Source organism: Thermotoga sp. 2812B, from assembly GCF_000789335.1.
GTDB lineage: Bacteria > Thermotogota > Thermotogae > Thermotogales > Thermotogaceae > Thermotoga > Thermotoga maritima.
The window spans coordinates 490,442-513,750 of the sequence record NZ_CP003408.1; the positions used below are offsets into that span (position 1 = coordinate 490,442).

18 protein-coding genes are annotated in these 23,309 nt (G+C 44.8%); 9 read left to right on the top strand and 9 right to left on the bottom strand.

Annotation, left to right across the window (positions count from 1 at the left end):
* Positions 1-5 precede the first annotated feature (5 nt).
* Genes uxaE through T2812B_RS02565 form a run of 5 tightly spaced genes read right to left on the bottom strand, consistent with a single transcriptional unit; the run spans position 6 to position 5,973 of the window.
* The gene (gene uxaE, locus T2812B_RS02545; protein ID WP_008192064.1) at positions 6-1,451 is read right to left on the bottom strand and encodes a D-tagaturonate epimerase UxaE; all 1,446 of its coding nucleotides are present in this window, start codon (positions 1,449-1,451) and stop codon (positions 6-8) included.
* Between the two features lie 6 nt (positions 1,452-1,457).
* A complete protein-coding gene (locus T2812B_RS02550) occupies positions 1,458-2,102 on the bottom strand; it encodes a GntR family transcriptional regulator (protein ID WP_008192061.1) in 645 nt (214 codons plus the stop codon).
* Entirely contained in the window at positions 2,099-3,508 is a 1,410-nt protein-coding gene (gndA, locus tag T2812B_RS02555) for an NADP-dependent phosphogluconate dehydrogenase (RefSeq protein WP_008192055.1), read from the bottom strand. Before gndA ends, T2812B_RS02550 begins: the two co-directional genes overlap by 4 nt.
* Before the next feature lie 18 nt (positions 3,509-3,526).
* On the bottom strand, positions 3,527-4,873 hold the full coding sequence (pelB, locus tag T2812B_RS02560) for an exopolygalacturonase PelB (RefSeq protein ID WP_081501860.1): 1,347 nt from the start codon (positions 4,871-4,873) through the stop codon (positions 3,527-3,529).
* Positions 4,870-5,973 carry a zinc-binding dehydrogenase gene (locus tag T2812B_RS02565; protein ID WP_038050746.1) on the bottom strand — a complete coding sequence of 368 codons (1,104 nt, stop codon included), beginning with the start codon at positions 5,971-5,973 and terminating at the stop codon, positions 4,870-4,872. The genes pelB and T2812B_RS02565 overlap by 4 nt, the downstream gene beginning before the upstream one ends.
* A gap of 452 nt (positions 5,974-6,425) precedes the next feature.
* Here T2812B_RS02565 and T2812B_RS02570 point away from each other — a divergent pair, with 452 nt between their 5' ends.
* The 9 genes from T2812B_RS02570 (at position 6,426) to T2812B_RS02605 (ending at position 17,370) form a co-directional block, all read left to right on the top strand.
* Complete coding sequence (locus T2812B_RS02570; RefSeq protein WP_231556593.1) at positions 6,426-7,412, top strand: DUF5060 domain-containing protein; 987 nt, start codon at positions 6,426-6,428, stop codon at positions 7,410-7,412.
* A gap of 118 nt (positions 7,413-7,530) precedes the next feature.
* Entirely contained in the window at positions 7,531-7,935 is a 405-nt protein-coding gene (locus tag T2812B_RS09805) for a DUF5605 domain-containing protein (RefSeq protein WP_231556594.1), read from the top strand.
* A gap of 95 nt (positions 7,936-8,030) precedes the next feature.
* Positions 8,031-9,998: an ABC transporter substrate-binding protein gene (locus tag T2812B_RS02575; RefSeq protein WP_038050680.1), complete on the top strand. Its 1,968-nt coding sequence runs from the start codon at positions 8,031-8,033 to the stop codon at positions 9,996-9,998.
* 89 nt (positions 9,999-10,087) lie between these two features.
* Positions 10,088-11,071 carry an ABC transporter permease gene (locus tag T2812B_RS02580; protein WP_008192045.1) on the top strand — a complete coding sequence of 328 codons (984 nt, stop codon included), beginning with the start codon at positions 10,088-10,090 and terminating at the stop codon, positions 11,069-11,071.
* A 31-nt stretch (positions 11,072-11,102) separates the two neighbouring features.
* Entirely contained in the window at positions 11,103-12,200 is a 1,098-nt protein-coding gene (locus T2812B_RS02585) for an ABC transporter permease (protein WP_051001661.1), read from the top strand.
* Between the two features lie 11 nt (positions 12,201-12,211).
* Positions 12,212-13,210 carry an ABC transporter ATP-binding protein gene (locus tag T2812B_RS02590; RefSeq protein ID WP_008192041.1) on the top strand — a complete coding sequence of 333 codons (999 nt, stop codon included), beginning with the start codon at positions 12,212-12,214 and terminating at the stop codon, positions 13,208-13,210.
* Complete coding sequence (locus T2812B_RS02595; RefSeq protein ID WP_008192040.1) at positions 13,197-14,213, top strand: ABC transporter ATP-binding protein; 1,017 nt, start codon at positions 13,197-13,199, stop codon at positions 14,211-14,213. The genes T2812B_RS02590 and T2812B_RS02595 overlap by 14 nt, the downstream gene beginning before the upstream one ends.
* 43 nt (positions 14,214-14,256) lie before the next feature.
* Entirely contained in the window at positions 14,257-15,354 is a 1,098-nt protein-coding gene (locus T2812B_RS02600; protein ID WP_008192037.1) for a polysaccharide lyase family 1 protein, read from the top strand.
* A gap of 51 nt (positions 15,355-15,405) precedes the next feature.
* The gene (locus T2812B_RS02605) at positions 15,406-17,370 is read left to right on the top strand and encodes an ABC transporter substrate-binding protein (protein WP_008192036.1); all 1,965 of its coding nucleotides are present in this window, start codon (positions 15,406-15,408) and stop codon (positions 17,368-17,370) included.
* Positions 17,371-17,430: 60 nt separating this feature from the next.
* Here T2812B_RS02605 and T2812B_RS02610 read toward each other — a convergent pair whose 3' ends face one another.
* The 4 genes from T2812B_RS02610 to aglA are packed head-to-tail and all read right to left on the bottom strand — an operon-like array spanning position 17,431 to position 23,263.
* Entirely contained in the window at positions 17,431-19,737 is a 2,307-nt protein-coding gene (locus T2812B_RS02610) for a glycoside hydrolase family 3 N-terminal domain-containing protein (protein ID WP_008192035.1), read from the bottom strand.
* Between the two features lie 49 nt (positions 19,738-19,786).
* Positions 19,787-20,863, bottom strand: coding sequence for a dienelactone hydrolase family protein (locus T2812B_RS02615; protein WP_008192033.1), 1,077 nt, complete (start codon positions 20,861-20,863; stop codon positions 19,787-19,789).
* Positions 20,860-21,849: an acetylxylan esterase gene (locus tag T2812B_RS02620; RefSeq protein ID WP_008192031.1), complete on the bottom strand. Its 990-nt coding sequence runs from the start codon at positions 21,847-21,849 to the stop codon at positions 20,860-20,862. Before T2812B_RS02620 ends, T2812B_RS02615 begins: the two co-directional genes overlap by 4 nt.
* Before the next feature lies 1 nt (position 21,850).
* Complete coding sequence (gene aglA, locus T2812B_RS02625) at positions 21,851-23,263, bottom strand: alpha-glucosidase AglA (protein WP_008192030.1); 1,413 nt, start codon at positions 23,261-23,263, stop codon at positions 21,851-21,853.
* Positions 23,264-23,309 lie beyond the last annotated feature (46 nt).

Consider the following 23,309-nt stretch of genomic DNA (forward strand, 5'->3'; position numbering starts at 1 on the left):
CTCTTTCACCCCCTCAGCAGATCCACGTGTCTTTTTATATGTTTTGCCACAGTTTCGTAGAAGAGCTCCTCGTTTTGTTCAAGCGTCTTAAACAGCCGTTCTTTCAGAGACGCATCTTTCAGAACAGAGCCGTAGGTGACGTGGATCAACTGTCTCACGTTGATGTCCTCAAAGAGTGTTGGAAGATCTTCATCTTTCATTTTTTCTACATCCGGAACTTTCGATAGATCCGCAGATATGTGATAGGACTTTTTGTCTTCCTCAAAGCGATCAAGGGCACACCTGTAGATCTCGCGGAAGAGATCGGGGTTAACCATAGATATGACCTTTACCGCCTCGAGATAACTCGTTCCGGCCGTCTTCACGTGGAAAAGGCCTCCTGTTGCAGAAGCAAAAGCAGGATACGCGGAAAATTTGTCGCTTCCAGAGTGGAGTGATATTTTGTACCCTTCTAACATCCTCGAGATCTCAGCGTGCATCTTGATTTCTCTCTCGAACTGTACAAGATCCCCCTTGTAGTCTATTCCCTTTTCCCATTCACCGACGAATCTCAGGGCAAGATTGGTGAACTCCACACCTTTTCGTCTAAGTTCTTCCACAACGAAAATGTGGAAAAGTGGACTCGTGGGAGTTTCCGTTTCGTCAACCGAGACTTCGAAATCGAAGTCTGAGGTTTCATCTTTCAAAATTTGATACATCATATCTACATGGGCAATCGCATCGTAATACACGAGCGCCGCATCTCTGAGATTCTTTTCATCGAATTCGATCCTCTCACCGAGAACAAAGTATTTCTTACCGAGATAGATTCTGTCGATTCTTTCCCTTCTCAGAATCTCTTCGAACTTCTCATTTTTTTCCTTTTCGGTGAGTTTTGAAAGATTCCTCACATGATCCGAAGGATCGATTGTGAACATGGTGAAACCTTCTCTCGCAGCTGAAACAAGATCCTCCGGCTGCTTCACGTGATCGGCGTCTGCTCCGAATCCCCCATTGTATCCCTCTTGGAAAACTCCCCATGTGGCATCGTCCAGCACATCTCTCCAGGTCCTTCCTGTTCTCTCGTTCTCCCTCACCGACTGCTGCGCAAAGATGGGAAAAAGCCCCGAATCTTTCAACGCCTTCACGTGAGCCGGTGTGGTGATACCAAGTCGGTCACCCGTTCCAAAAGACGCTCTCAATCCCGCTCGAACTGGTTTGAGATCTGGAAAGTATTTTCTGAGAACCTCCAGGTTCTCATGATTTCTCTCACAGAAAAAGAATGAAACACCCTCCGCCTGCTGTTTTTTGAAAAACGACAGACCTTTGGGTGCCTTTTCTCCAGCAATCACTAGAATTTTTCCTTCCTCCCCCTTTGTCAAGAAGAAAGAGAGCGAATCCTTTTCTCTATAAGACTTTTCGTAAACTTCGTATCCCCTTCCAAAGTGATCTTTGAACACTCTCAAGACCATATTTTCTCAACTCCTTTCATACGTGTACAGGTTCTTTATGGTCTCCGCCTCCACATTTTTCAAGTGTTCTCTTAACTTCTCTATGGCACCTTCTTTATCGCCGCTGATGATTCTCTCTATGAGTTCTTTGTGTTCCCTGTTCGAAACGATGTACCTTTCGTTCAAATGCCTTACGAGGTCTATACGATCCCATATCTTTTCATACAAAGAGATAATGAGATCATTCCCCGAGGCTCTGATAAAGAGTTTGTGCAGTCTTTCATCGGAATCGTCGAAAATCTCTCTCTTTGCGCTTTTCTCTACATCCTCGATTTCATTTTTTATTTCCAGAAGCTCGCTGGAACGGGAGATTTTTTCGAAGTAATTTTCAAGACAGAAGACTTCCATCATGATTCTCGTCTCTATGGTTTCTCTTATGAATTTCTCATCGACGTCGGTTACAAAAAATCCAACCCTTGGAACCACCTTCACAAGACCTTCAGTTGCAAGTTGGAGAAGGGCATCCCGCACTGGAGTAAAGCTAATACCGAGTTTTTCGGAGAGTTCCCTCACGTTTAGTTTCTCCCCAAGCTTCAATTCGTGGTTCAGTATCATTTCTTTGAGAAGATTGTAGACCGTAGTTCTCACAAGGTCCACTTCGATTTTTTTCATTCTACCTCTCCTTCCTCCCAGTTGATGTGGAACACACCTTCTTTGTCTACTCTCTCAAACGTATGCGCTCCGAAGAAATCCCTTTGAGCCTGTATGAGATTCGCCGGCAGTCTTTCCTCAGTGAGGCTCATGAAGTAGTTGTAAGAAGAACTCAAAACAGGAACGGGGATCTCGTTTTCTATGGACACCTTCAAAACATTCTTCAAAGAACCAATTCGCTCCTTCAGAAGAAAAATTACTTCCTCACTCTCCAGCAAATGCGCATTTTCATCCGATATGTATCTTCTCAGCGTGTCTATCAACTTTGCTCTTATGATACATCCTCCCTTCCAGATTCTGAGTACTTCAGAAAGATCCACGTTGTAGTTGAATTCCTTTGACGCTTCTGAGATCAACCACATACCCTGAGAAAAGGCCATGAACATGGCAAAAAAGAGTGAATCTCTGAGATCTTTCAAGAACTCCTCACTCTTCTGGAGAGCGCTTCTTCTCTTATTATACAGTTTCGAAAGTTTTGTTCTTTCCTCTTTGAAGTGGGAGATCACCCTTTCAACCACGGCCAGGTTTATGGAAGGGGTAGGTATTCCGAGGTCAAGGGCTGCTTGGGATGTCCACTTTCCAGTTCCCTTCTGTTCTGCCTTGTCCAGGATCACATCGACCATCGGTTTTCCTGTTTCTTCATCTTTCTTTCTCAAAATCTTGTAGGTGATCTCCACCAGGAACGAGCTGAGTTCCCCTCTGTTCCACTCTTCAAAGATACTGGACATTTCTTCAGGTGATAGGCTCAAAACATCTCTCATAACGTGATAAACTTCCGCTATCGCCTGCATGATGGCGTATTCTATTCCGTTGTGAACCATCTTCACAAAGTGCCCCGCCGATCTTTCACCAACGTATGTACAGCACGGTCCATCCTCTGTTTTCGCTGCTATTTTCAAAAGAATCTCCTCAACCAGGTTGTACGCTTCTCTACTTCCCCCAGGCATGAGAGAAGGCCCGTGAAGAGCCCCGTACTCACCACCAGAAACTCCCATACCGAGGAAAAGTATTCCCTTTTCAGAGAGTTCCTTGAAGCGTCTTTCGGTATCCATGTAATGGGAATTACCACCGTCTATTATCAAATCACCTGGTTCGAGGTGAGGAAGAAGCTGAGAAATCGTATCATCCACGGGTTTTCCTGCCTTTACCATTAAGATTATCTTTCTTGGTCTTTCGAGAGACTTCACGAAGCTTTCGATATCGTAATGAGGTTCTATCTCTTCATTCGTTACACGATTTTTCACAAATTCCTCCGTTCTCTGTGCTGTTCTGTTGTAAACCGAAACTTTGTAGCCTTTCCTCGCAATGTTCAGTGCAAGATTCTGACCCATCACAGCAAGACCGATGAGACCAATATGAGATTTCACCGGCGTCACCTCCCTATTTTATTTCAGCAGAGCTTTACCTTCGATGTAAAGCTTTTCGAATCTTGATCCATTCATGATAACATTCTCCATCCCCAACTGACCGAACTCAAGAAGAACAGAGATCTTCGCTCCTTCAATTATAGTATCAGATATCAGAATATCTTTTACATAATCATTCTCCAGACCCTCAATCCGTACAGCGTATTTTCCACCTGTCGCCTTCAGGTTCTTAACAAAAACGCTTCTGACTACAGGAAGATATTCTCCCTCTTCGTTATCGTATCTGAGATTTATTCTGATCACCTCTTCTGAAACGTTCATAGCCACGTTGTCTATAAAGAAGATGTTCTCCATGTATCCTCCACGCCTGGAATTCGTTTTCAACCTGAGAGCCCTTTCCACATTCATGTAGACGTTGTTCCTTGCAACGACGTTTCTCACACCACCAGACATCTCACTCCCAATCACAAGTCCACCATGACTCGCCTGACTGATCACCAGGTTATCCCTCACAAGAATGTATTCAGAAGGTACTCCGATTCGTCTTCCGTCCGCGTCTCTCCCCGATTTGATGACCACAGAATCATCACCTGTGTCGAATCTGCATTTCTCAATGAGCATATACTTGCAGGATTCAGGATCGATACCATCATTGTTTGGGCCCGTGCTTGAAATTTCAATGTTTCTTATGATCACATTTTCAGAGAGAACCGGATGTACACACCACATAGGAGAGTTGATGATCTTCACACCCTCTACCAAAACATTTCTGCATCTGTAAAACTGAACAAAACTCGGTCTCAGATAATGTCCTTTTCCGAACACCCTTTCTTCAACTGGTGTTCCTCTCTCGGCCATTTCTTTCAGTTTTTTTACATCCTCCTGCTGGTTGGGAAGTCCTTCCTTCCATCCGAAATCTTTCTTTCCCTTCCAGGGCCACCAGTGTTCGTTGTCTGCTGAACCGTCCAAAACCCCACTTCCGGTGATAGCCACGTTCTCACAATCTAAGGCGTAAACCAGGGGAGAATAATTGTACAGTTCGATTCCCTCGAACCTGGTGAGAACGACGGGAAGGTATCTCTCAGGATCAGGAATGAATTTTATGGTTCCCTTCACGTGGAGTTCGATATTGCTCTTCAAATGAATTGGTCCCGTTAGAAACACACCTTCGGGAACAATCAGTCTTCCTCCGCCCTGTTTTGAAAGTTCTTCTATGGCCCTTTTGAAGCTCTCAGAACAGTCTGTTCTTCTATCCCCTCTCGCTCCAAAATCAAGGAGGTTAACCTCCCGATCGGGTATCTGAGGCTCTCTCACGTGATTCAAAATTTCTTCTTCAATCTTTTTTGCCAGTTCTTCCATGATCATCCCTCCGGATAAAGGATTACTTTCAAAGCCTCTCTCGATTCCATGAGTTCCAGGGCTTTGTTTGCCTCTTTCAAAGGAAGTCTGTGCGTGATGAGCTTGGAAAGAAGTTGATAATTCTTGGACGTGATTGAAACCGTCTTCACAAAGTGTGAAGTATCACTGACCCAGATTCCCTTGAAAGTCGCGTTCTTCAAAACAAGCCATTCGTAAACTTTAAAAGGTACAAGATCCTGTGGCACAGCTACCCCCGCAACAGAGTAAAATCCTCCTCTTCTCAGTAACTCAGATCCTTCGAGAAGTGCTCTGCTGTCCCCCGTCGCTTCCAGGATAAAATCTGCTCCTCTACCGTGTGTGATGTCCATTATTGCTTTTCTTCTCTCCTCAACACTCGTTTCTCTTCTGTTCAATGTGAGATCTGCTCCTATTTCTTCGGCAAGTTTCAGCCTGTTCGGAGAACCCGCTATTACAATCACATTCTCCGCACCAAGACTCCTTGCTATAACAACTCCAAACAATCCCAAAGGTCCCGCTCCCTGTATAACAACGGTCTTCCCAGCAAAGGATTCAGGATACTCATCAAACGCGTGGTATGCAGTTGCTCCCGAACACATCGCCATAGCAAGAACGTCGAGATCGTCTTTTTCCGATACCTTTAAAACGTCTGTTTCTGGGTCCAGCACAATGTGAGAACTGTAGCATCCTCTGAGGTGAGGATACTCAGAACATCCCCTGTTTATTCCATAGACCTTTCTATTTGGACAGAGATAAGGTTCTTTTGACACCTTACACCAGTAACATTCACCACAGGTGATACCCCTATTCCAGACTATCAAATCACCGGGTTTAAGGAGTTCTCCATTGAGATCTCTCTTTTCTCCGTTCACTTCGACAACTCTTCCTGCACCCTCGTGCCCCAGGATGATGGGAAGAGGTACTCTGGGATCTTCTCCGCGAAACATGTGAACATCGGAACCACAAACACCTGCAGAGAGAATTTCAACCAGAATAGATCCTCGTGGAATGTCTGAGATCTCGAATTCTTTATATACAAGAGGTTGATTGAACTTTTCGAGCACCATGGCGTGAGCTTTCAACCCTATCACCTCCTGATTTATCCTTATTTTGCACCTATGAAAGATATGTGATGTTTCATGACCTTGTACCTTAAATATTACCACAACTGTTTGCAAATCCATATTTTGCAAACGTTTTCGAAAACGTTTTTTGCAGCAATTAAAATATTATAAAAGACACTTTCGGATTATTGACTTTTATTGAGTGTGTCTGTTAAAATTGTAGCGAACAGTGAAACAGTGAAGGCGAAAGCTATAGCAGGAAAACTTGATCTAACAGGGGAGCTACCTCAGCAGTGTCCCGGCATATTGCTGATTTCTCAAAGTCAATGCATTTCGTGCATCGGAAAATGAGAGGAGTAGGAGTTTCTTTTTAGTTAAGATGTCTGCTTCTTAGAGAAATTACCCGAACTCTGGAATTTGATTGAAGTTGAAGAAGGCAACAATTAGCCAGTTTCTAAAGGAGGTGTATTGTCTAAATGGAGAAGATACGGGAAGTTGAACGCTGGGGAACATACGAAATAACACTCAAAGGGAAAGCGGAGGGGAATCCTTTTACAGACGTAGAAATCAAAGCAGTGTTTACAAGCGAAGCTGGTGACAGTTTTGAAGTGGAAGGCTTTTATGATGGGGAAGATACCTTCAAGATCAGGTTCATGCCGAACAGGACTGGTTTGTGGAAGTACGAGGTAAGAAGCGACATCAAAGATCTTGACGGTATGAAAGGAGAGTTTCTGTGTGTTGACCCTTCTGAAGGGAATCATGGACCTGTTCGAGTGTGCAACACTTATCATTTCTGCTATGAAGATGGGACACCTTACCATCCGTTTGGGACAACACTCTATGCGTGGGTACACCAGAGAGAAGAACTCATTCAGCAGACACTCGAATCACTCAGGAACTCTCCATTCAACAAAGTCAGGATGTGTGTGTTTCCGAAGTACTACGCTTACAATAGAGAAGAACCTCCTATGCTTCCTATGAGCTGGAGAGAGGAAGACGGGAGATATCAGGTAGAGTTCAATGTGAAGTTTTTCCAGCACTTTGAGAGGTTAGTGAAGGAACTTATGGACATGGGGATAGAAGCGGACGTGATACTGTTCCATCCGTATGACAAATGGGGATTTTGCAGCATGCCGGAAGAAGTGGACAAAGCGTACTTGAGGTATCTGATAGCGAGAATTTCTTCTTACAGAAACCGTGTGGTGGTCAATGGCGAACGAATGGGATTTTCTATACTCTCACAAGAACGTGGAGAAAGATTGGGATGGATACTTCCAGTTGATAGTGGAGAAGGCATCCGTACAATCATCTTCGCATCCATTCACAATGGAGGTCATATTCTACGATCCACACAAAACCCTGGCATCAACACATGCCAGCATCCAGTGGCAAGGATCGTTGATGTCGTGGGGAGGAGGCGATACGGGCATAAGGCCAATAACAACGTGGAGGGAGAAATATAAGAAACCCATAGTTGTAGACGAGTGTGGTTATGAAGGGGACATACCAAGGCGATGGGGCAGTCTGCCCGCGTGGGAGATGGTAAATCGTTTTTGGGAAGGTGTTACCTCTGGAGGTTATGTGACACATGGAGAAACTTACTACTCTGAAGACGAAGTCCTCTGGTGGTCAAAAGGAGGAAAACTCAAAGGAGAAAGCCCTACAAGAATAGCATTTTTGAGATCAATCATTGAGGAAGCCCCATTCCCACTGGAACCAATCGATCATAGAGACCCAAGATATATCAGTTCAATAAGATACAACCACTGCCTTGCAAAAGACGATGAATACATCCTTTTCTATTACGATCTCTACAAACCTTCCGAAGAAGAAGAACTGAAACTGCCTGAGGGTAAAAAATATAAAGTAGAACTTATAGACACCTGGGAGATGAAGATAACAAAACTCGGAGTGTTCTCAGGAAAAGTTCAGTTAAAGCTTCCCGGAAAATCCTTTATGGCCTTGAGGATTCAAAAAGTGGAATGATTTGACACAGGAGAATGAAATTTATTACAATATTATATTGTAGTCTAGCTGAAAACTGATATGTGGAACATCAGTTTTTTAGAGGGGGTGTTTCCATGAGGCGTCTATTGGTTCTTCTTGTGGTACTCGGCCTTCTCAGTGTTGGTCTTAGTGCTGAACTGATCGGTTTGAAGGCAGTGAAACCAGGAGAGTACTACAACCTGACGGATTATGAAGCACTGACTGGTAAGAAGATCACAGAGTTTCACGAATCGCCGATGCTCTCAGAACTTGCGAAGCAGGGAAAACTCCCACCCGTTGAGCAGAGGCTTCCGGAAAATCCTCTCGTTGTTGTACCTTACGAAGGTATAGGAAAGTACGGCGGTGTGCTCAGAAGAGTTTGGAAAGGCATAGCGGACTGGTGGTGTGCAGGAAGATTAGTGTTTGAAGGTCTGCTAATGATGGATAAAACCGGAGCCAGACCACTCCCGAACATTCTTGAAAGCCTTACCTCAGATGAAACAGGTCAGGTGTTCACAGCCAAAATTAGAAAAGGTTTGAGATGGTCCGATGGTGTTCCAGTGACAACTGAAGATATCAAGTTCTGGTACGAAGATGTTGTCAAGAACGGTGCACTGAACGATACAATTCCTGGGTGGCTCAGAGATAGAGACTTTAAAATAGAGATAATCGATGACTACACCTTTAGATTCGTTTTCAAAGAACCCTTCCCAACTTTCCCAATTCGATTAGCAGATGAGTTCTACACCGGAATTCTTGTGCCTTCACACTATGTAAAAAAGTTCCTTCCGAGATACATAGGAGAAGAAAAAGCTCAGGAGATAGCAAAGGAACATGGTTACGCGTCCTGGGATAAGTTTGTAAAAGACTTCTGTTTGGGATCTGGAGACGCGGCAAAGGTTTGGGTGATGAATCCAGATCTTCCAGTTCTGCTCCCGTGGAAAGTTTCCAAACGTTCAACGGAACAACTCTTGGTACTTGAAAGAAATCCTTATTACTTCAAAGTTGACCCTGAAGGCAATCAACTCCCGTATATCGACGAGGTTCATTTTGCTTACGCGACGGAGCAACAGATGATCATTCTAAAGGCTATTTCCGGCGAGATCGACTTTCAGGGCAGACACTTCTCAACAAATCTGGAAACTTTCCAGATTCTCAAAGCTAATGAACAAAAAGGTGGTTACAGAGTTCTTCCTGTTAGAACCACATCCTCTATAGCTTTATTCTTCAACCAAGAATATCAGGATGATCCTGTTATCGCTGATATCCTGAGGAACGTTAATTTCAGAAGAGCCATCTCACTTGCGATTAACAGAGAAGAAATCTGGATGCTCCGTTATGGAGGATTAATAGGAAAACCACGGCAGTCTTCACTCGTCAAAGGAGCAGCTTACTATGATCCAGAATGGGAAAAGGCATACGCTGAGTACGATCCAGATAGAGCAAACAAACTTCTCGATGAGATAGGACTTGACAAGCGTGACTCTGAAGGCTGGAGACTCAGACCGGATGGAAAGAGACTGGAGATCATCATTGAATATTATGACCCAGCTAACACACCGGAATTAGAAATGGTGAAGTCCTACATTGAAGCAGTTGGGGTGAAAGTACTTCTTCAGCAGAGAGAGAGATCTCTGTGGTTTGCGAGGTTAGAATCTGGGAAAATACAGATAGGTGTTCAGGGTATTGGAGCAGCAAACCTTCTGTTCGACGGAGATTACAGCGGATCTTTGTTCGCTCCTCTCTCTTATAAGTGGTACACCAGCGGAAAGAAAGAAGGAGTTGGAATAAAACCCGAGGAAGGTTCCGTACTATGGAGGTTCTATGAACTGAGGGATCAAATAGCAAAAGTGGTTGATCCGAACAAGAGAGACCAACTTGCAAAAGAGCTGGTAGATCTCTTCAAAGAGAACCTCTGGTTTGTAGGATGGGTTGGAGAAACAGCAGTTCCGTTCGTTGTCAACAAGAATCTGAGAAATGTCTCTGAAGATTTGCTGTTCTCCTTCGATATGCTCAAGACTCCCAAAAATTTCAGACCCGAACAGTTCTACTATGCCAAATGAACCAATCAGGGGGTGGAATTTCTCCACCCCTCTTATCCATAACCAATTAAGAATAGAGATCAAATCTATCGCTGGGTAGAGGTGATGAGATGTTAGGGTATATTATGCGACGTTTAGTGAACATGATTATCACACTACTTGTTATCTCGGTGATAGTATTTACAATCATTCAGCTACCACCAGGTGATTTTTTGACTGCCTATATTGCTTATCTCCAGTCTACCGGAGAAGAGGTTGATCAAGCCACAATAGATGCTCTTAGGAAACAATATGGTTTGGACCTTCCTGTTTACGCTCAATATTTCAAATGGCTCTGGGGAATTCTGCACGGTGATTTTGGTTATTCATTTTACTGGAACAAACCCGTCAATCAGTTGTTGTGGGGTAGATTGGGAATGTCTGTCGTGGTTTCAACAATAGCGATTGTCTTTTCATGGGTGACAGGATTTGTAATAGGTATGTATTCGGCTACACACCAGTACTCTTTGGGAGATTATCTGGCAACACTCCTCGGATATATAGGACTAGCGACTCCAAATTTTCTTTTAGCATTGATTTTGCTGTGGTTAGCTTACTCTTGGGCAGGTGTGAATCTTGGAGGATTGTTTTCACAAGAATACATAAATGCTCCGTGGAGCTTTGCTAAGTTTGTTGATATGTTGAAACATCTGTGGGTTCCAATGGTTGTTGTGGGAACAGCAGGGATGGCAGGCCTCATCAGGACGTTGAGGGCAAACCTTCTGGATGAGCTTCATAAACCATACGTGGAGGCTGCTCTTTCCAAGGGATTGCCAGAGAGGTATGTTTTCTGGAAATACCCAATGAGGATAGCCATGATTCCGTTCATCAGCACGGTTGGTTGGACCATTCCGCGTGTCTTTTCTGGAGAGACTATAACCGCCATCGTGTTAAATCTCCCGACTGTTGGTCCTCTTCTATATGGTGCCCTGATGAGTCAAGATATGTATCTGGCAGGAAGTCTTGTTATGTTTCTGAGCTTTTTCACCGTACTTGGAACATTGATCTCTGATATTTTACTTGCCTGGGTAGACCCAAGGATCAGGTTCGAGTAGGAGGGATAGAGCTGTGAGAAGAAGAAAAGAGATGAAGAACAAGGAAGAACAGTTTTATTACGCATCACAGTGGCAATTAATTTGGTGGCGTTTTAAAAGACATAGGATGGCGGTTATAGGTGGAGTTGTGCTGTTGATAATGTACATCTTGGGTATTTTCTGTGAATTCTTTGCTCCGTATGATCCCAATAGATACAACGCTCGCTTTCCTTATGCTCCTCCTCAGGTGATTCACTTTTTCCACGAAGGAAAATTCATAGGGCCATTTGTTTACGGATACAAATCAAGCATTGATCTTGAAACTTTGAGGAGGGTTTATACGGTCGATAAATCTCAGATATATAAAATAAAGTTCTTTGTTCGGGGAGATAAATACAAACTCTGGGGTATTTGGGAATCAGACTTGCATTTTATAGGAGTAGAAAAAGGAGGATATCTGTTCCTCCTCGGAACCGATGCATTGGGTCGAGATATGCTGTCGAGAATTCTCTATGGAGCCAGAATTTCCACAACAATAGGTTTGGTAGGTGTGTTTTTAAGTTTTGCACTTGGCATTGTCATTGGCGGAATATCTGGTTATTTGGGAGGTGTTGTGGATAATTTCATTCAGAGGACTATAGAAGTCATAAGGAGTATCCCAACGATTCCTCTCTGGATGGCCTTGAGTGCAGCAGTACCTCCCAACTGGTCACCTGTAAAGGTTTACTTTGCCGTTACAGTAATTCTTTCTCTCACAAGCTGGACAGGCCTTGCAAGGGTTGTGAGAAGCAGGTTCTTATCTTTGAGAGAAGAAGATTTCGTCATGGCAGCGAAGTTTATGGGTGCTTCTAATTTCAGAATCATATTCCGTCACATGTTGCCTTCGTTTATAAGCTATCTTATTGCAAGTATAACTCTGTCCATACCGAACATGATTCTCGGTGAAACGAGTTTGAGTTTTCTGGGGCTTGGTATAAGGCCTCCTGCTATCAGCTGGGGGGTTCTTTTGCAGGGAGCGCAGAATCTCACGGTTGTTTCTATGTACCCATGGCTCTTGCTTCCTGTTGTGTTTGTAATAGTAACTGTTCTCTGCTTTAATTTCGTCGGTGATGGGTTGAGAGATGCAGCCGATCCATACGCGAACATGTAGGAGGGACAGAAATGAGTACATTGCTTCAGATAAAAAATTTGAGAACGTACTTTTTTACAGACGAAGGTGTTGTGAAGGCAGTGGATGGTGTGAGTTTTGAGATAGAGGAAGGAAGGACATTGGGTGTTGTGGGAGAGAGTGGTTGTGGAAAGAGCGTCACGGCAAGATCCATCATCAAGCTTTTGAGTACAGCAGGTCGGATCGTCTCGGGGGAGATCCTCTACAACATGGACGGTCAGATGGTGGACCTTGTGAAGTTCTCAAAGGAAGAGATCAGAAAGGTCAGAGGAAGGCACATTGCGATGATCTTTCAGGAGCCCATGGCTGCCTTTTCTCCTGTGTACACGATTGGAGATCAGATCACGGAGGGTATGATCTACCACTTTGGAATCACAAAGCAGGAGGCAAGAGAGCGCGCGGTAGAACTTCTGAGAAGAGTTGGTATTCCAAAGCCGGAGAAGATGATAGACGCCTATCCGTTCGAGTACTCGGGTGGTATGAGGCAGCGTGCGATGATTGCGATGGCCCTTTCGTGTAATCCGCGCCTTTTGATCGCAGACGAGCCGACCACGGCCCTCGATGTGACGATACAGGCTCAGGTTCTTGATCTTTTGAGGGAGCTTCAGGAAGAGTACAAAATGGCGATCATGATGATCACACACAACATGGGAGTCGTTGCGGAGATGGCGGATCATGTGGTGGTGATGTACCTTGGGAGGGTGGTAGAGAGCGCTCCGGTTGAAGAACTCTTCTACAATCCCAAGCATCCGTACACATCGCTTCTTTTGAGGTCCATTCCTGTTGTGGGAAAGAGGGTAGAAAGGCTCGAGGTGATAGAAGGGGATGTGCCAGATCCAAGGAACATGCCAAAAGGTTGCAGGTTCCATCCAAGGTGCCCCTACAGGATGAAGGGTCTTTGTGATGAGAAAGAGCCAGTTGAGGTTGAGGTAGGACCAGAACACAGAGTCAGTTGTTTTCTCTATGGAGGGGAAAAAGATGGCGCTTCTTGAGGTGAAGAATCTGAAGAAGTACTTTCCCATCATAAAGCGGGGTTTTAGAAGGAAGGTTGTTGGGTATCTGAAGGCGGTGGATGGTATCTCCTTCCACATAGAAGAGGGAGAGACCTTAGGACTTGTTGGAGAAAGCGGCTGTGGAAAGACCACAACGGCAAAGCTCATCATGAGAGGGATCGAACCGACAGAGGGTGAGATTGTTCTCAATATGGATGGAGAAAAGGTCGATATTACCAAGTTGTCTGAGAAGGAACTCAGGGAGAAGGGTGTGAGGCGGTTTCTTCAGATGATCTTCCAGGATCCTTACTCTTCTTTGAATCCGAGGATGACGGTGCGTGATATCATTGCGGAACCTCTTGTGGTGAACGGTGTTATAAAGGGAAAAGAGGAGATAGACGCCATCGTTTCTGATCTTTTGAGGGCAGTCGGTCTCAGGCCTGAGTACATGCAGAGATACCCGCACGCTTTCTCTGGGGGGCAGAGACAGAGAATCGCCATCGCACGTGCGATCGCACTGAAGCCAAAACTTGTGCTCTGCGATGAACCCACTTCCGCTCTGGATGTGTCCGTTCAGGCTCAGATCATAAATCTTCTGAAGGATCTTCAAAAGGAATACAACCTCACGTACCTGTTCATCTCGCACGATCTTGGGGTGGTGGAACATATCACAAACAGGGTGGCTGTGATGTACGTGGGAAGGATCGTGGAACTGGCTGAAACTGAAGAACTCTTCTCTTCTCCAAAGCACCCTTACACGGAAGCACTTCTTTCTGCTGTTCCAAAACCGGATCCAAAGAGGAAGAGAAAGAAAGCTCAGCTCACAGGTGAGGTGCCGGATCCTTCGAATCCACCGTCTGGTTGTTATTTCCATCCCAGGTGTCCTTACGCTAAAGCTATCTGTAAGGAGGTGTATCCCGACCTCAGAAACGTAGGTACTGATCAAAATCCTCATCTCGTGGCGTGTCATTTCGCAGAGAAACTGAATCTTTTGGGAGTTTAAACAAGAAGGTAATTACAATGTTTTTTGCTGGGGGGATAGCTTTATGAGGAAGGTGCTTCTGTATCTGGTACTACTGGTAAGCGGAGTGGCGGTCTTTGCGTCGACTGTGGATTTGAGCGACATTCTGCTACCCGCAGAGATTGAGGCATCTATTTATGACAAACCAGATGGTTTCGCTTCTCTTCCAACCGAGGACTGTCCAGAGGGCACGACAGGTGGGGCTGGAGGGGAGATCGTATATGTCAGGACAGCAGAGGAGCTCGAAAAATGGGCTAAGACTGAAGGAAAGTACATCATAGTTATTGATGGAACGATTGTGTTCGAACCAAAGAGAGAATTCGAGGTCACATCAGACAAAACGTTCATAGGGATCAACAATGCGAAGATAGTGGGAGGAGGATTTCACATCACAGGTCAAAAGAACATCATTATCAGGAACATACAGTTTGAAGGGTTCTACATGCCGGACGATCCTCATGGAAAGAAGTACGACTTCGACTACATAGGTGTGAGAAAATCGCACCACATATGGGTTGACCACTGTACGTTTATCACAGGAAACGATGGTATGACGGACTTTACGAAAGGTACCCAGTATATAACTATATCCTGGTGTGTGTTCGCAAATCACGACAAAGTTATGGCGCTTGATGGCGACAAATTCACCGTTCATCATAACTACTTCATAAACAACATTCAGAGGATGCCAAGGGTCTCTCGTGCTATGGTCCATGTGTTCAACAATTACTACTCCTTAGGGCCCAGACAGGGATTCTACCCGAGTGTACTTCCCCTCTATGCGGTAGCTTCAGCTGATGGTGCTAAAGTTCATGTCGAGGGGTGTTACTTCGTAGGTTACGGTGGCTTCATAGAGGAAAACGTAATCTGGAAGATAAGTCCCTTCTTTGTGCCTTTCGCTTATGATGAACCAGTAGAAGGATATTTGAGTGTAGGAGAAGGAGATGCAGCCAATTTTTACAGTTACTGCAGAGACATACAGACAAGGCCTATCGAGGAGGGTAAGCCGGTATTTGATCCCAGGGAGTTCTATGATTACACACTCGATCCAACTAACGATATACCGGGTATAGTGGCAAAAGGAGCTGGAGCTGGAAAGCTTGTTTTCAAGGAGCTTAAATAATTCTGAAATCTCCCTCCCCCAAAGGGGGGAGGGATAAAAAGGGGTGTTTCCATGAGTCGTCTACTGGTTCTTCTTGTGGTACTCGGCCTTCTCAGTGTTGGTCTTAGTGCTGAACTGATCGGTTTGAAGGCAGTGAAACCAGGAGAGTACTACAACCTGACGGATTATGAAGCACTGACTGGTAAGAAGATCACAGAGTTTCACGAATCGCCGATGCTCTCAGAACTTGCGAAGCAGGGAAAACTCCCACCCGTTGAGCAGAGGCTTCCGAAGAATCCGGTTGTTCTTGTGCCTTGGGAAAAACCAGGGAAATACGGAGGCATCATGAGAAGAGTCTGGTTGGGGCCTTCCGATTTCTGGAACATAGGTCGTCTTATGATGGAAGGACTGGTACTCGCTGATAACACAGGTGCGGCATACCTTCCATGTATCCTTGAAAGTCTCCAAACAGAAGACAACAAAGTGTTTGTGGCAAAGATCAGAGAAGGTCTGAAGTGGTCCGATGGAGTGGAAGTAACTACCGAGGATTTTAGATGTTGGTATGAAGACCTTGTGCTAGGTGGAGCACTCAAAGGGCTTGTTGGAGCAGGTATAGGAACCCTTGTTCCGCCCACCCTGGTCGGTTGCAAAATCGAAATCGTGGACAAATACACCCTCAAATTTATTTTTGAAAAACCAAATCCATTGTTTCCAATGTATCTAACCGACATTGTATACTCGAACGTCATGGTTCCTGCTCACTATGTGAAGAATTTCCTTCCAAAATACGTTGGTGAAGAGAAGATACAGAAACTTGCAAAGGAAGCTGGTTATACGGACTGGACGCAGTATCTGGTAGATTATTACGTTGGAGTGACAGCGTTTGTAAGAAATCCCGATCTTCCCGTTCTTCTTCCGTGGAAACTTTCAAAAGAGTCAACTGATGAACTCGCCATATTTGAGAGAAATCCTTATTATTTCAAGGTTGATACCGAAGGAAATCAGCTTCCGTACATCGACAAAATTTACGAATACCGTATGCAAAGTTACGATGAAACTTTCCTGTTGAAACTGATATCTGGAGAAGTTGACTTCCAGCTCAGGGGAATCAAGTTCGACTGGTATACGGTGCTGGCTGCCAACGAGGACAAAGGGCATTACAAAGTGCTGCTCACGAAAACAACCAGAGGAGCAGAGACAGCTCTGTTCTTCAATCAGAACTACCAAGGTGACGATGAATACATGAGGGAACTTTTGAGGAACGTAAAATTCAGGCAAGCTCTCTCACTCGCGATCAACAGAGAAGAGATCTGGCAACTCGTTTACAGTGGATTCGGAAAACCCAGGCAAGCTTCTCTTGTTGAAGGACTTCAGGGTTACGATCCAGAATGGGAAAAGGCATACGCTGAGTACGATCCAGATAGAGCAAACAAACTTCTCGATGAGATAGGACTTGACAAGCGTGACTCCGAAGGCTGGAGACTCAGACCGGATGGAAAGAGAGTGGAGATCGTCATAGAATTTGTACCACCTGGAACAGACAAAGAACTGGAGCTTATGAAATCCCACATCGAAAAAGTGGGAGTTAAGGTACTTCTTCAGCCAAGGGAACGCTCTCTTTACTTCGCGAGGCTTAATTCCGGTCAACCTCAAGTTGTGGCATGGGTGTTTGGAGGGCCATTCTTCCTTTGTATCGATCTCAAGGGAGGAAAGTGGGCTCCATTGTATTATCAGTGGTACGCAGGCGGGAAAAAGGGAGGTGTAGCTCCTGAAGAAGGATCTGTTTACTGGAGACTATACGAACTCTGGGATCAGGTGACCACAGAAGTTGATCCTGAGCGGAGAGAAATGCTTATAAAAGAGATCGTGAACATCTTTAAGGAAAATCTGTGGTTCATAGGAGCAGTTGGACAGGTCCCAATACCTGGTGTTGTGAACGAAAAAATGCAAAACGTTCCAAGACACTGTCTGTGGAACTTCAACCTTTTCAAAACCCCGAGAAACTTCAGGCCCGAACAGTTCTACTACGAAGAGTAATACCATTAAAGGTGGATTAGAAGGGAGGGAATCCCCCTCCCTTTTTATTTATTTGTTTTCTCACTTTTCATCCACTTCCGTGAAGAATTTCCTCATTCCCACCACCTCTCTTTTTTCACCGACCACAGTGAAGGAACCAGTGAGTCTGATGTCTTCAGAAGAGCTTCCTACCATCACTTTGAACTCACCGGGCTCCACCACGAGTTTCATGTCTCTGTCGTAGTAAGCGAGTACATCCATGTGAAGCCTGAACACAACAGTCTTCTTCTCTTTTGCCTTCAAAGAGACCCTCTTGAAACCCTTAAGTTCTTTCACAGGCCTTGTGACACTCGCAAACTCACGGCCGATATAAAGCTGCACCACCTCGTCTCCGTCTCTGTCTCCGGTGTTTTCCACGTCCACCTTTATCACCACCTCACCGGCCGGTGGTACTTCCTTCGGCTCGATCCGGAGGTTGCTGTACTCGAACTTCGTGTAAGACAAACCGTGCCCAAACGGGAAGAGAGGCTTTGTGCTCTCGTCCACGTAGTCTCCGTGCCAGTGAGACCTTCCCCCGGATGGTTTGACGTAGTGGAAGACAGGAATCTGACCAGCGCTTCTTGGGAAACTGATCGGGAGTTTTCCAGAGGGATTCACCCTTCCGTAGATGATGTCAACGATCGCTCTTCCTCCCGCTTCTCCAGGAAGCCACACCTGAAGGATCGCGTTCACCTTGTCAGCGACGTTTTTGAGTGAGTAGGGTCTTCCCGTGATGAGGACAAGAACAATGGGTTTTCCTGTCTTTGCGACTTCGAGGATGAGTTCTTCCTGGACACCTGGAAGCTTGAGGTTAGCCATGTCTCTTGACTCACCGGTTGTGCAGTCAAGGGTGAGTCCAGATTTGTCCCCTACGACAACGATGGCAACGTCGGATTTCTTTGCAACTTCTATCGCCTCTTCGAAACCGCTTCTGTCTTCCCCTGTCACATCACAACCCTTTGCGTATTCGAATTCGATCCCTTCTTCTTTGAGAATATCAACAATGGATGGTATTTTTGAGAGTTCTTTTTCAAAAATACGCTTCATCTTTTCTTTCTGAACCTTAGGAAGTATCACTGCAGAATCCCAGGTTCCCTCCGAAGTGATTCTCATATGTCCAAGGAAGGTATAATCACCGAAAAAGAGTCTTGGGTCAGAAGCATGTGGACCTATCAAAGCGACTTTTTTGTTTTTCTGAAGAGGAAGAATGTTATCATTTTTGAGGAGTATGATAGATTTTCTTGCTATCTCGAGCGCGATGTCTCTGTGGCTTTCTATCTTTGCTTTTTCCACCTCAACGTAGGGATTCTCGAAGAGCCCAAGCATGAACTTTAGTTTCAACACCCTGGCAACAGCCACGTCTATAAGAGACTCTGACAAAATGCCTTCTTCTACGAGTTCTTTCAAATATGCATAACACTTGGCGGAGGGTAGTTCCAAATCTAATCCCGCTGTGAAAGAGAGCATGGCAGCTTCTTTCTCATCTTTTGCCACTTTGTGATGGTCTTTTAACCTCATCACAGCTCCATAATCTGCTACTACAATGCCTTTGAATCCCCATTCTTTTCTTAAAATGTCTGTGAGAAGACTTCTATTCATCGCACAGGGTACACCGTCTATTTCACTGTAAGAATTCATAACAGATAAAGCCTCTGCTTCCCTTATAGCTGCTTCAAAAGGAAGCAGAAAAATTTCTCTGAATTCTCTCTCCGGTATGTTCGTTGGATTACAGTTCCTGCCCCCTTCCGGTACTCCGTGACCTGCAAAGTGTTTAAGAGTAGCAGCCACACCGTGTTTAATATCACCCTGGAGTCCTTTTACATAGGAAACTCCCATTTTTGCAACAAGGTAAGGAGATTCTCCGAACGTCTCTTCCGTTCTTCCCCATCTTGGATCTCTTGCAACATCCAGAACGGGAGCAAGTCCCTGATGGACACCCATCTTCCTTAAATCTTCCCTGATGGTAGAGGCCATCTTCTCTATGAGATCTGGATCCCATGTACTCGCCATTGCTATCGCCTGAGGAAAGCTGGTCCCTCCAGGTCCCATATATCCTGCAAGGCACTCCTCATGCATTATGGCGGGTATCCCGAGTCGTGTTTCTTCTACGAGGAATCGCTGTATCTCGTTTACGAGTTCTGCAACTTTCTCTGGCGGAAGATTTGTTGATCCTCCCGGTCTTGTTACTTCTCCTATACCATGTTTGAGAAGTTCTTTTGCTCTTTCTACTTGGAAATTCCCATCCTCATCGATCAGGTCTTTTCCCTGTACAGACCCAAGTTGTGCAATCTTTTCCTCAAGACTCATCTGCGAGAGAAGGGAACTCACCTTTTTCTCTAAATCACCCATGATAATCCCTCCTTGTTTCAATGATTGTAAGCAAAATTAAAGAGCCTTCTCAAAAAAATTTAATCGCGTATTCTTGCATCTTCACAGAAAAAACATGTCCTTCGGTGAATACTTTGAAGGAAAGTTTTTCAGGTAACTGATTATAAATCTTCTCGATATTTTCTTTTATAGCAGGAATCCTTTCCTTCGGAAACAGATGATCATATTCCCCCACCATGATTAAAAGATCTCTTGGAAATATTAGACCTGCTATATCGGGAAAGGACATATACCTTGAAAGCGATGGTATGTGAACCATAAACGTGTGTGCTGCACACTTTCCCAGCATATTTTCGTCAAATTCACCCATGAAACAAACCACAACACAGGCCTTGATTTCTGGTTTCAAGGCCGACGTTAGAAAAGATCTGAAACCTCCAAGTGAAAAACCAACACTCCCCATTCCATTCCTGTCGATATCCTCTCTGGTTAATAGATAATTTATCCATGCGATATCTTCGTTCAAAAGAACAGCAGGCCAGTTGGTTCCAAGAAGATTTATATTCTTCCAGATAACTGGTTCCAGTTTCGATGAAATTTTGTTGAAAAGTCTCACATACTCATCTGACTCTTCGTCTAAAGAGATGAGTTCTTGGTAAACTTCATCTTCTACAAATTCTTTGACTATTTCCATTTTTAATCGTCTGCTCCCAAAATAAAAAGCATCCGGACAAAAAACAGCAAATCCATTCTTCACAAGATCTAGAACCCATCTTCTTTCCTGGTATCCTTTTTTTCGATATTCAAACATGAATGAACCAGGAGGAGCGTCCATGTAGAGACGCCCCTTCCCATGAAAGTAGTATCCTCCGTGATCATGAAAAGCTATCACAACAGGAAAAGGAGGTTTCACATCTTTTGGTTTTAGAAGAACACTTTCAGATTCTATTGAACCAAGCTGGGCCTTTATGTGTTCCTCGAAATAAAAGTCCTTTTCTGTTGATTTTCTTTCCTTCTCTACGAAACAGGATTTTGAGTTGATGGGAAGAAGTAAGCTAAGAATTCTTCTGATGAAATCTCTATCTGGTAAACTATTTTTAGGATTCAAATAGTGTTTTCCAACAAATTTAAGGAACTTCTCTTTCATTCTAAAACTTCTCCCTTTAGAATTTTCCTCAAAAATCGAAGTTCTTCCATTCTCTGGAACGACTCTCCTCCCTCATGTTCGTTGAATGAATATATCCTTATTTCCTTAGGACCGGCATAATGATTGTAGGCGGCAAAAACTGTAGAAGGCGGGCAAGTTTTATCCATAAGCCCAACAGAAAAGAGAGCTGGTATTTTTGCCCTTACCGCAAAATTTACACCGTCAAAGTAGGAAAGTGTCCTGAACACAATTTCTTCTTTGTCTCTATGGACTTTCAAATAATTTACTATTTCACTATAAGGAGCGTTGTCTGTTATCTGAACTGCTCTTCTAAAATGACACAAAAAGGGAACGTTTGTAATGAGAGCCCTTGGAATATTGGAAAGCCCCGCGACTGCGAGTGCTATTCCACCACCCTGGCTTGTCCCTACAACAGCTATTCTTTCAGGATCAATCTCTGGAAAACTGGCTGCAGCTTCAACAGCCCTTACGGCATCTGTAAAAACTCTTCTATAATAATACGTTTTAGGATCCAGTATACCACGAGTCATAAAACCTGGGAATTGGGGATTCAATGGTTCTTCGCAATAATCTGGTGTGTCACCTTTTGTTCTACTCGTTCCCTGGCCTCGTGTATCCATAACAAAATTGGCATATCCCGCACTACTCCAGAAGAGCCAGTCGAACGGGAATCCCCTTCCTCCCCTGTACCCAATGAACTGAACAATACATGGAAGCTTCTTTTCTTTCCTGACAACTGGTAAAATTAACCACGCCTTTATCCTTTGCCCCTTGTAACCAGAGAAGGTGACATCGTACACTTCCACGTTCTCAAGTAAATAATCTACTCTTTCAAAAACAGGATCCAGAGGAAACCTCTTTGATTCCTCAAGAGTTTCTCTCCAGAACTGGTCAAAATCCTCCTCTTCGTATCTTTCAGGAAGGTAAGACCTTAATTTCTCCAGAGGCATGTCAAACAGTGCCATATCAATTCTTTCCTCCTTTTGAGTAATGTTTCTTCATTTCCTCGTTGAAGGGGAGGTTGAGAATATCGTCAATGACAGCAACGGCCTGTTCGTAGGATCTGGTTCTTGGATCCCTGACGAGGATCTCCTCAAGAACCCTCCTGTCACCAGATATGAACGCCTCAAGTGCCCACTCCATCCTGAGTATCCTTGGAAGAAGATAGAACTTCTTGATCCTGTCTGTAAGATCAGGCTCTATCTTCTCCGTATGTATCCCCTCTTTATCAACTACCACCGGCACCTCCACCACTACATCGTCCGGTATTCCCTTTATCACCCCTCTGTTCTCTATGTTCAATACAAGTCTCGCTTTCTTGTCGTTCACAAGCGCGTTGATGAAAGGTATGTGCTGTTCTACACTCTCACTGCCTGTTGTGAACACCTCAGGCCACACCTTCGTCAGCTCTATCGTCGGATCTTTCTCTACTTCTTTCGCAAGTTCCATCAGCCTCTTCCTCTGCTCCCTCAAACTCTCGTAGAACTTCGGCCTTTCCACTTCGTTGTCTATCCCTCCAAACTTCCCGTACCATCTCTTCTTCGTCTCAAGATCGTAGTGGTATTTCCATGTCCCACTCCTCACTGTATCCCCTATCGGGTACATCCCGTAGAACCTGTACATGTCTATCGCTGCAGGTGAAAAGTCCACATCCCATGGATTCTTCGGCTCCCATCGCGATGCGTTCTCCTCTATCCATTCGTCCAGCTTCGGATAGAGATCTTCCCCTCTGCATCTAAACCTGTTCATCCATATCGCATGGTTCACCCCTGCCACCTGCCAGTCTAATTCCTCTGGCTCCACACCGAGTACTTTCGCAAGGTGGAACACGTGCGCATACCCGTGGCAGAAACCCACTATCTTCGCCTTCGTAAGCCTCTTCACAAGTTGTGTGATCTCAAAAACAGGATTGGCCGTCTGCAGTATCCACGCATTCGGTGCTATCTTCTCCACTGCCTTTGCTATATCAAGGCTCATCTTCAGGTGGTTGTAGTTGCTCAAAGTGTAGTAGTCCGATACCATGTTCAGCTCCTGGCTGTCTATTCCCCTGTAGTAACCGTGTCTTTCCCCTACTTCCCTCATGATCTCGTAGTGCACGTACCCGTCTTCATGTCCAGGTGCCCTGTAGAGTGCTGTGTTGATGACAAACTCTGCCCCTTCAAGTGCCTCCTCAAGGCTTGTCGTCTGTTCCACTGTGTACTCTGCATTCAGTTCTCTGAGGTACTTTGTGACGAGAATGTACGTTGCTTTCAACCTTTCTTCGTCGATGTCCATCAGTACCAGTCTTGACCCATACAAATCCGGTGTCTTCGCCAGGTCCCCTACCAGCTTGATCGTGTACCTCACACTCCCCGCTCCTACAAATACTATGGTAGGCATGTGTGCACCTCCTCTAAATTCCGGGTAATGGTTCAAATACAAAGAG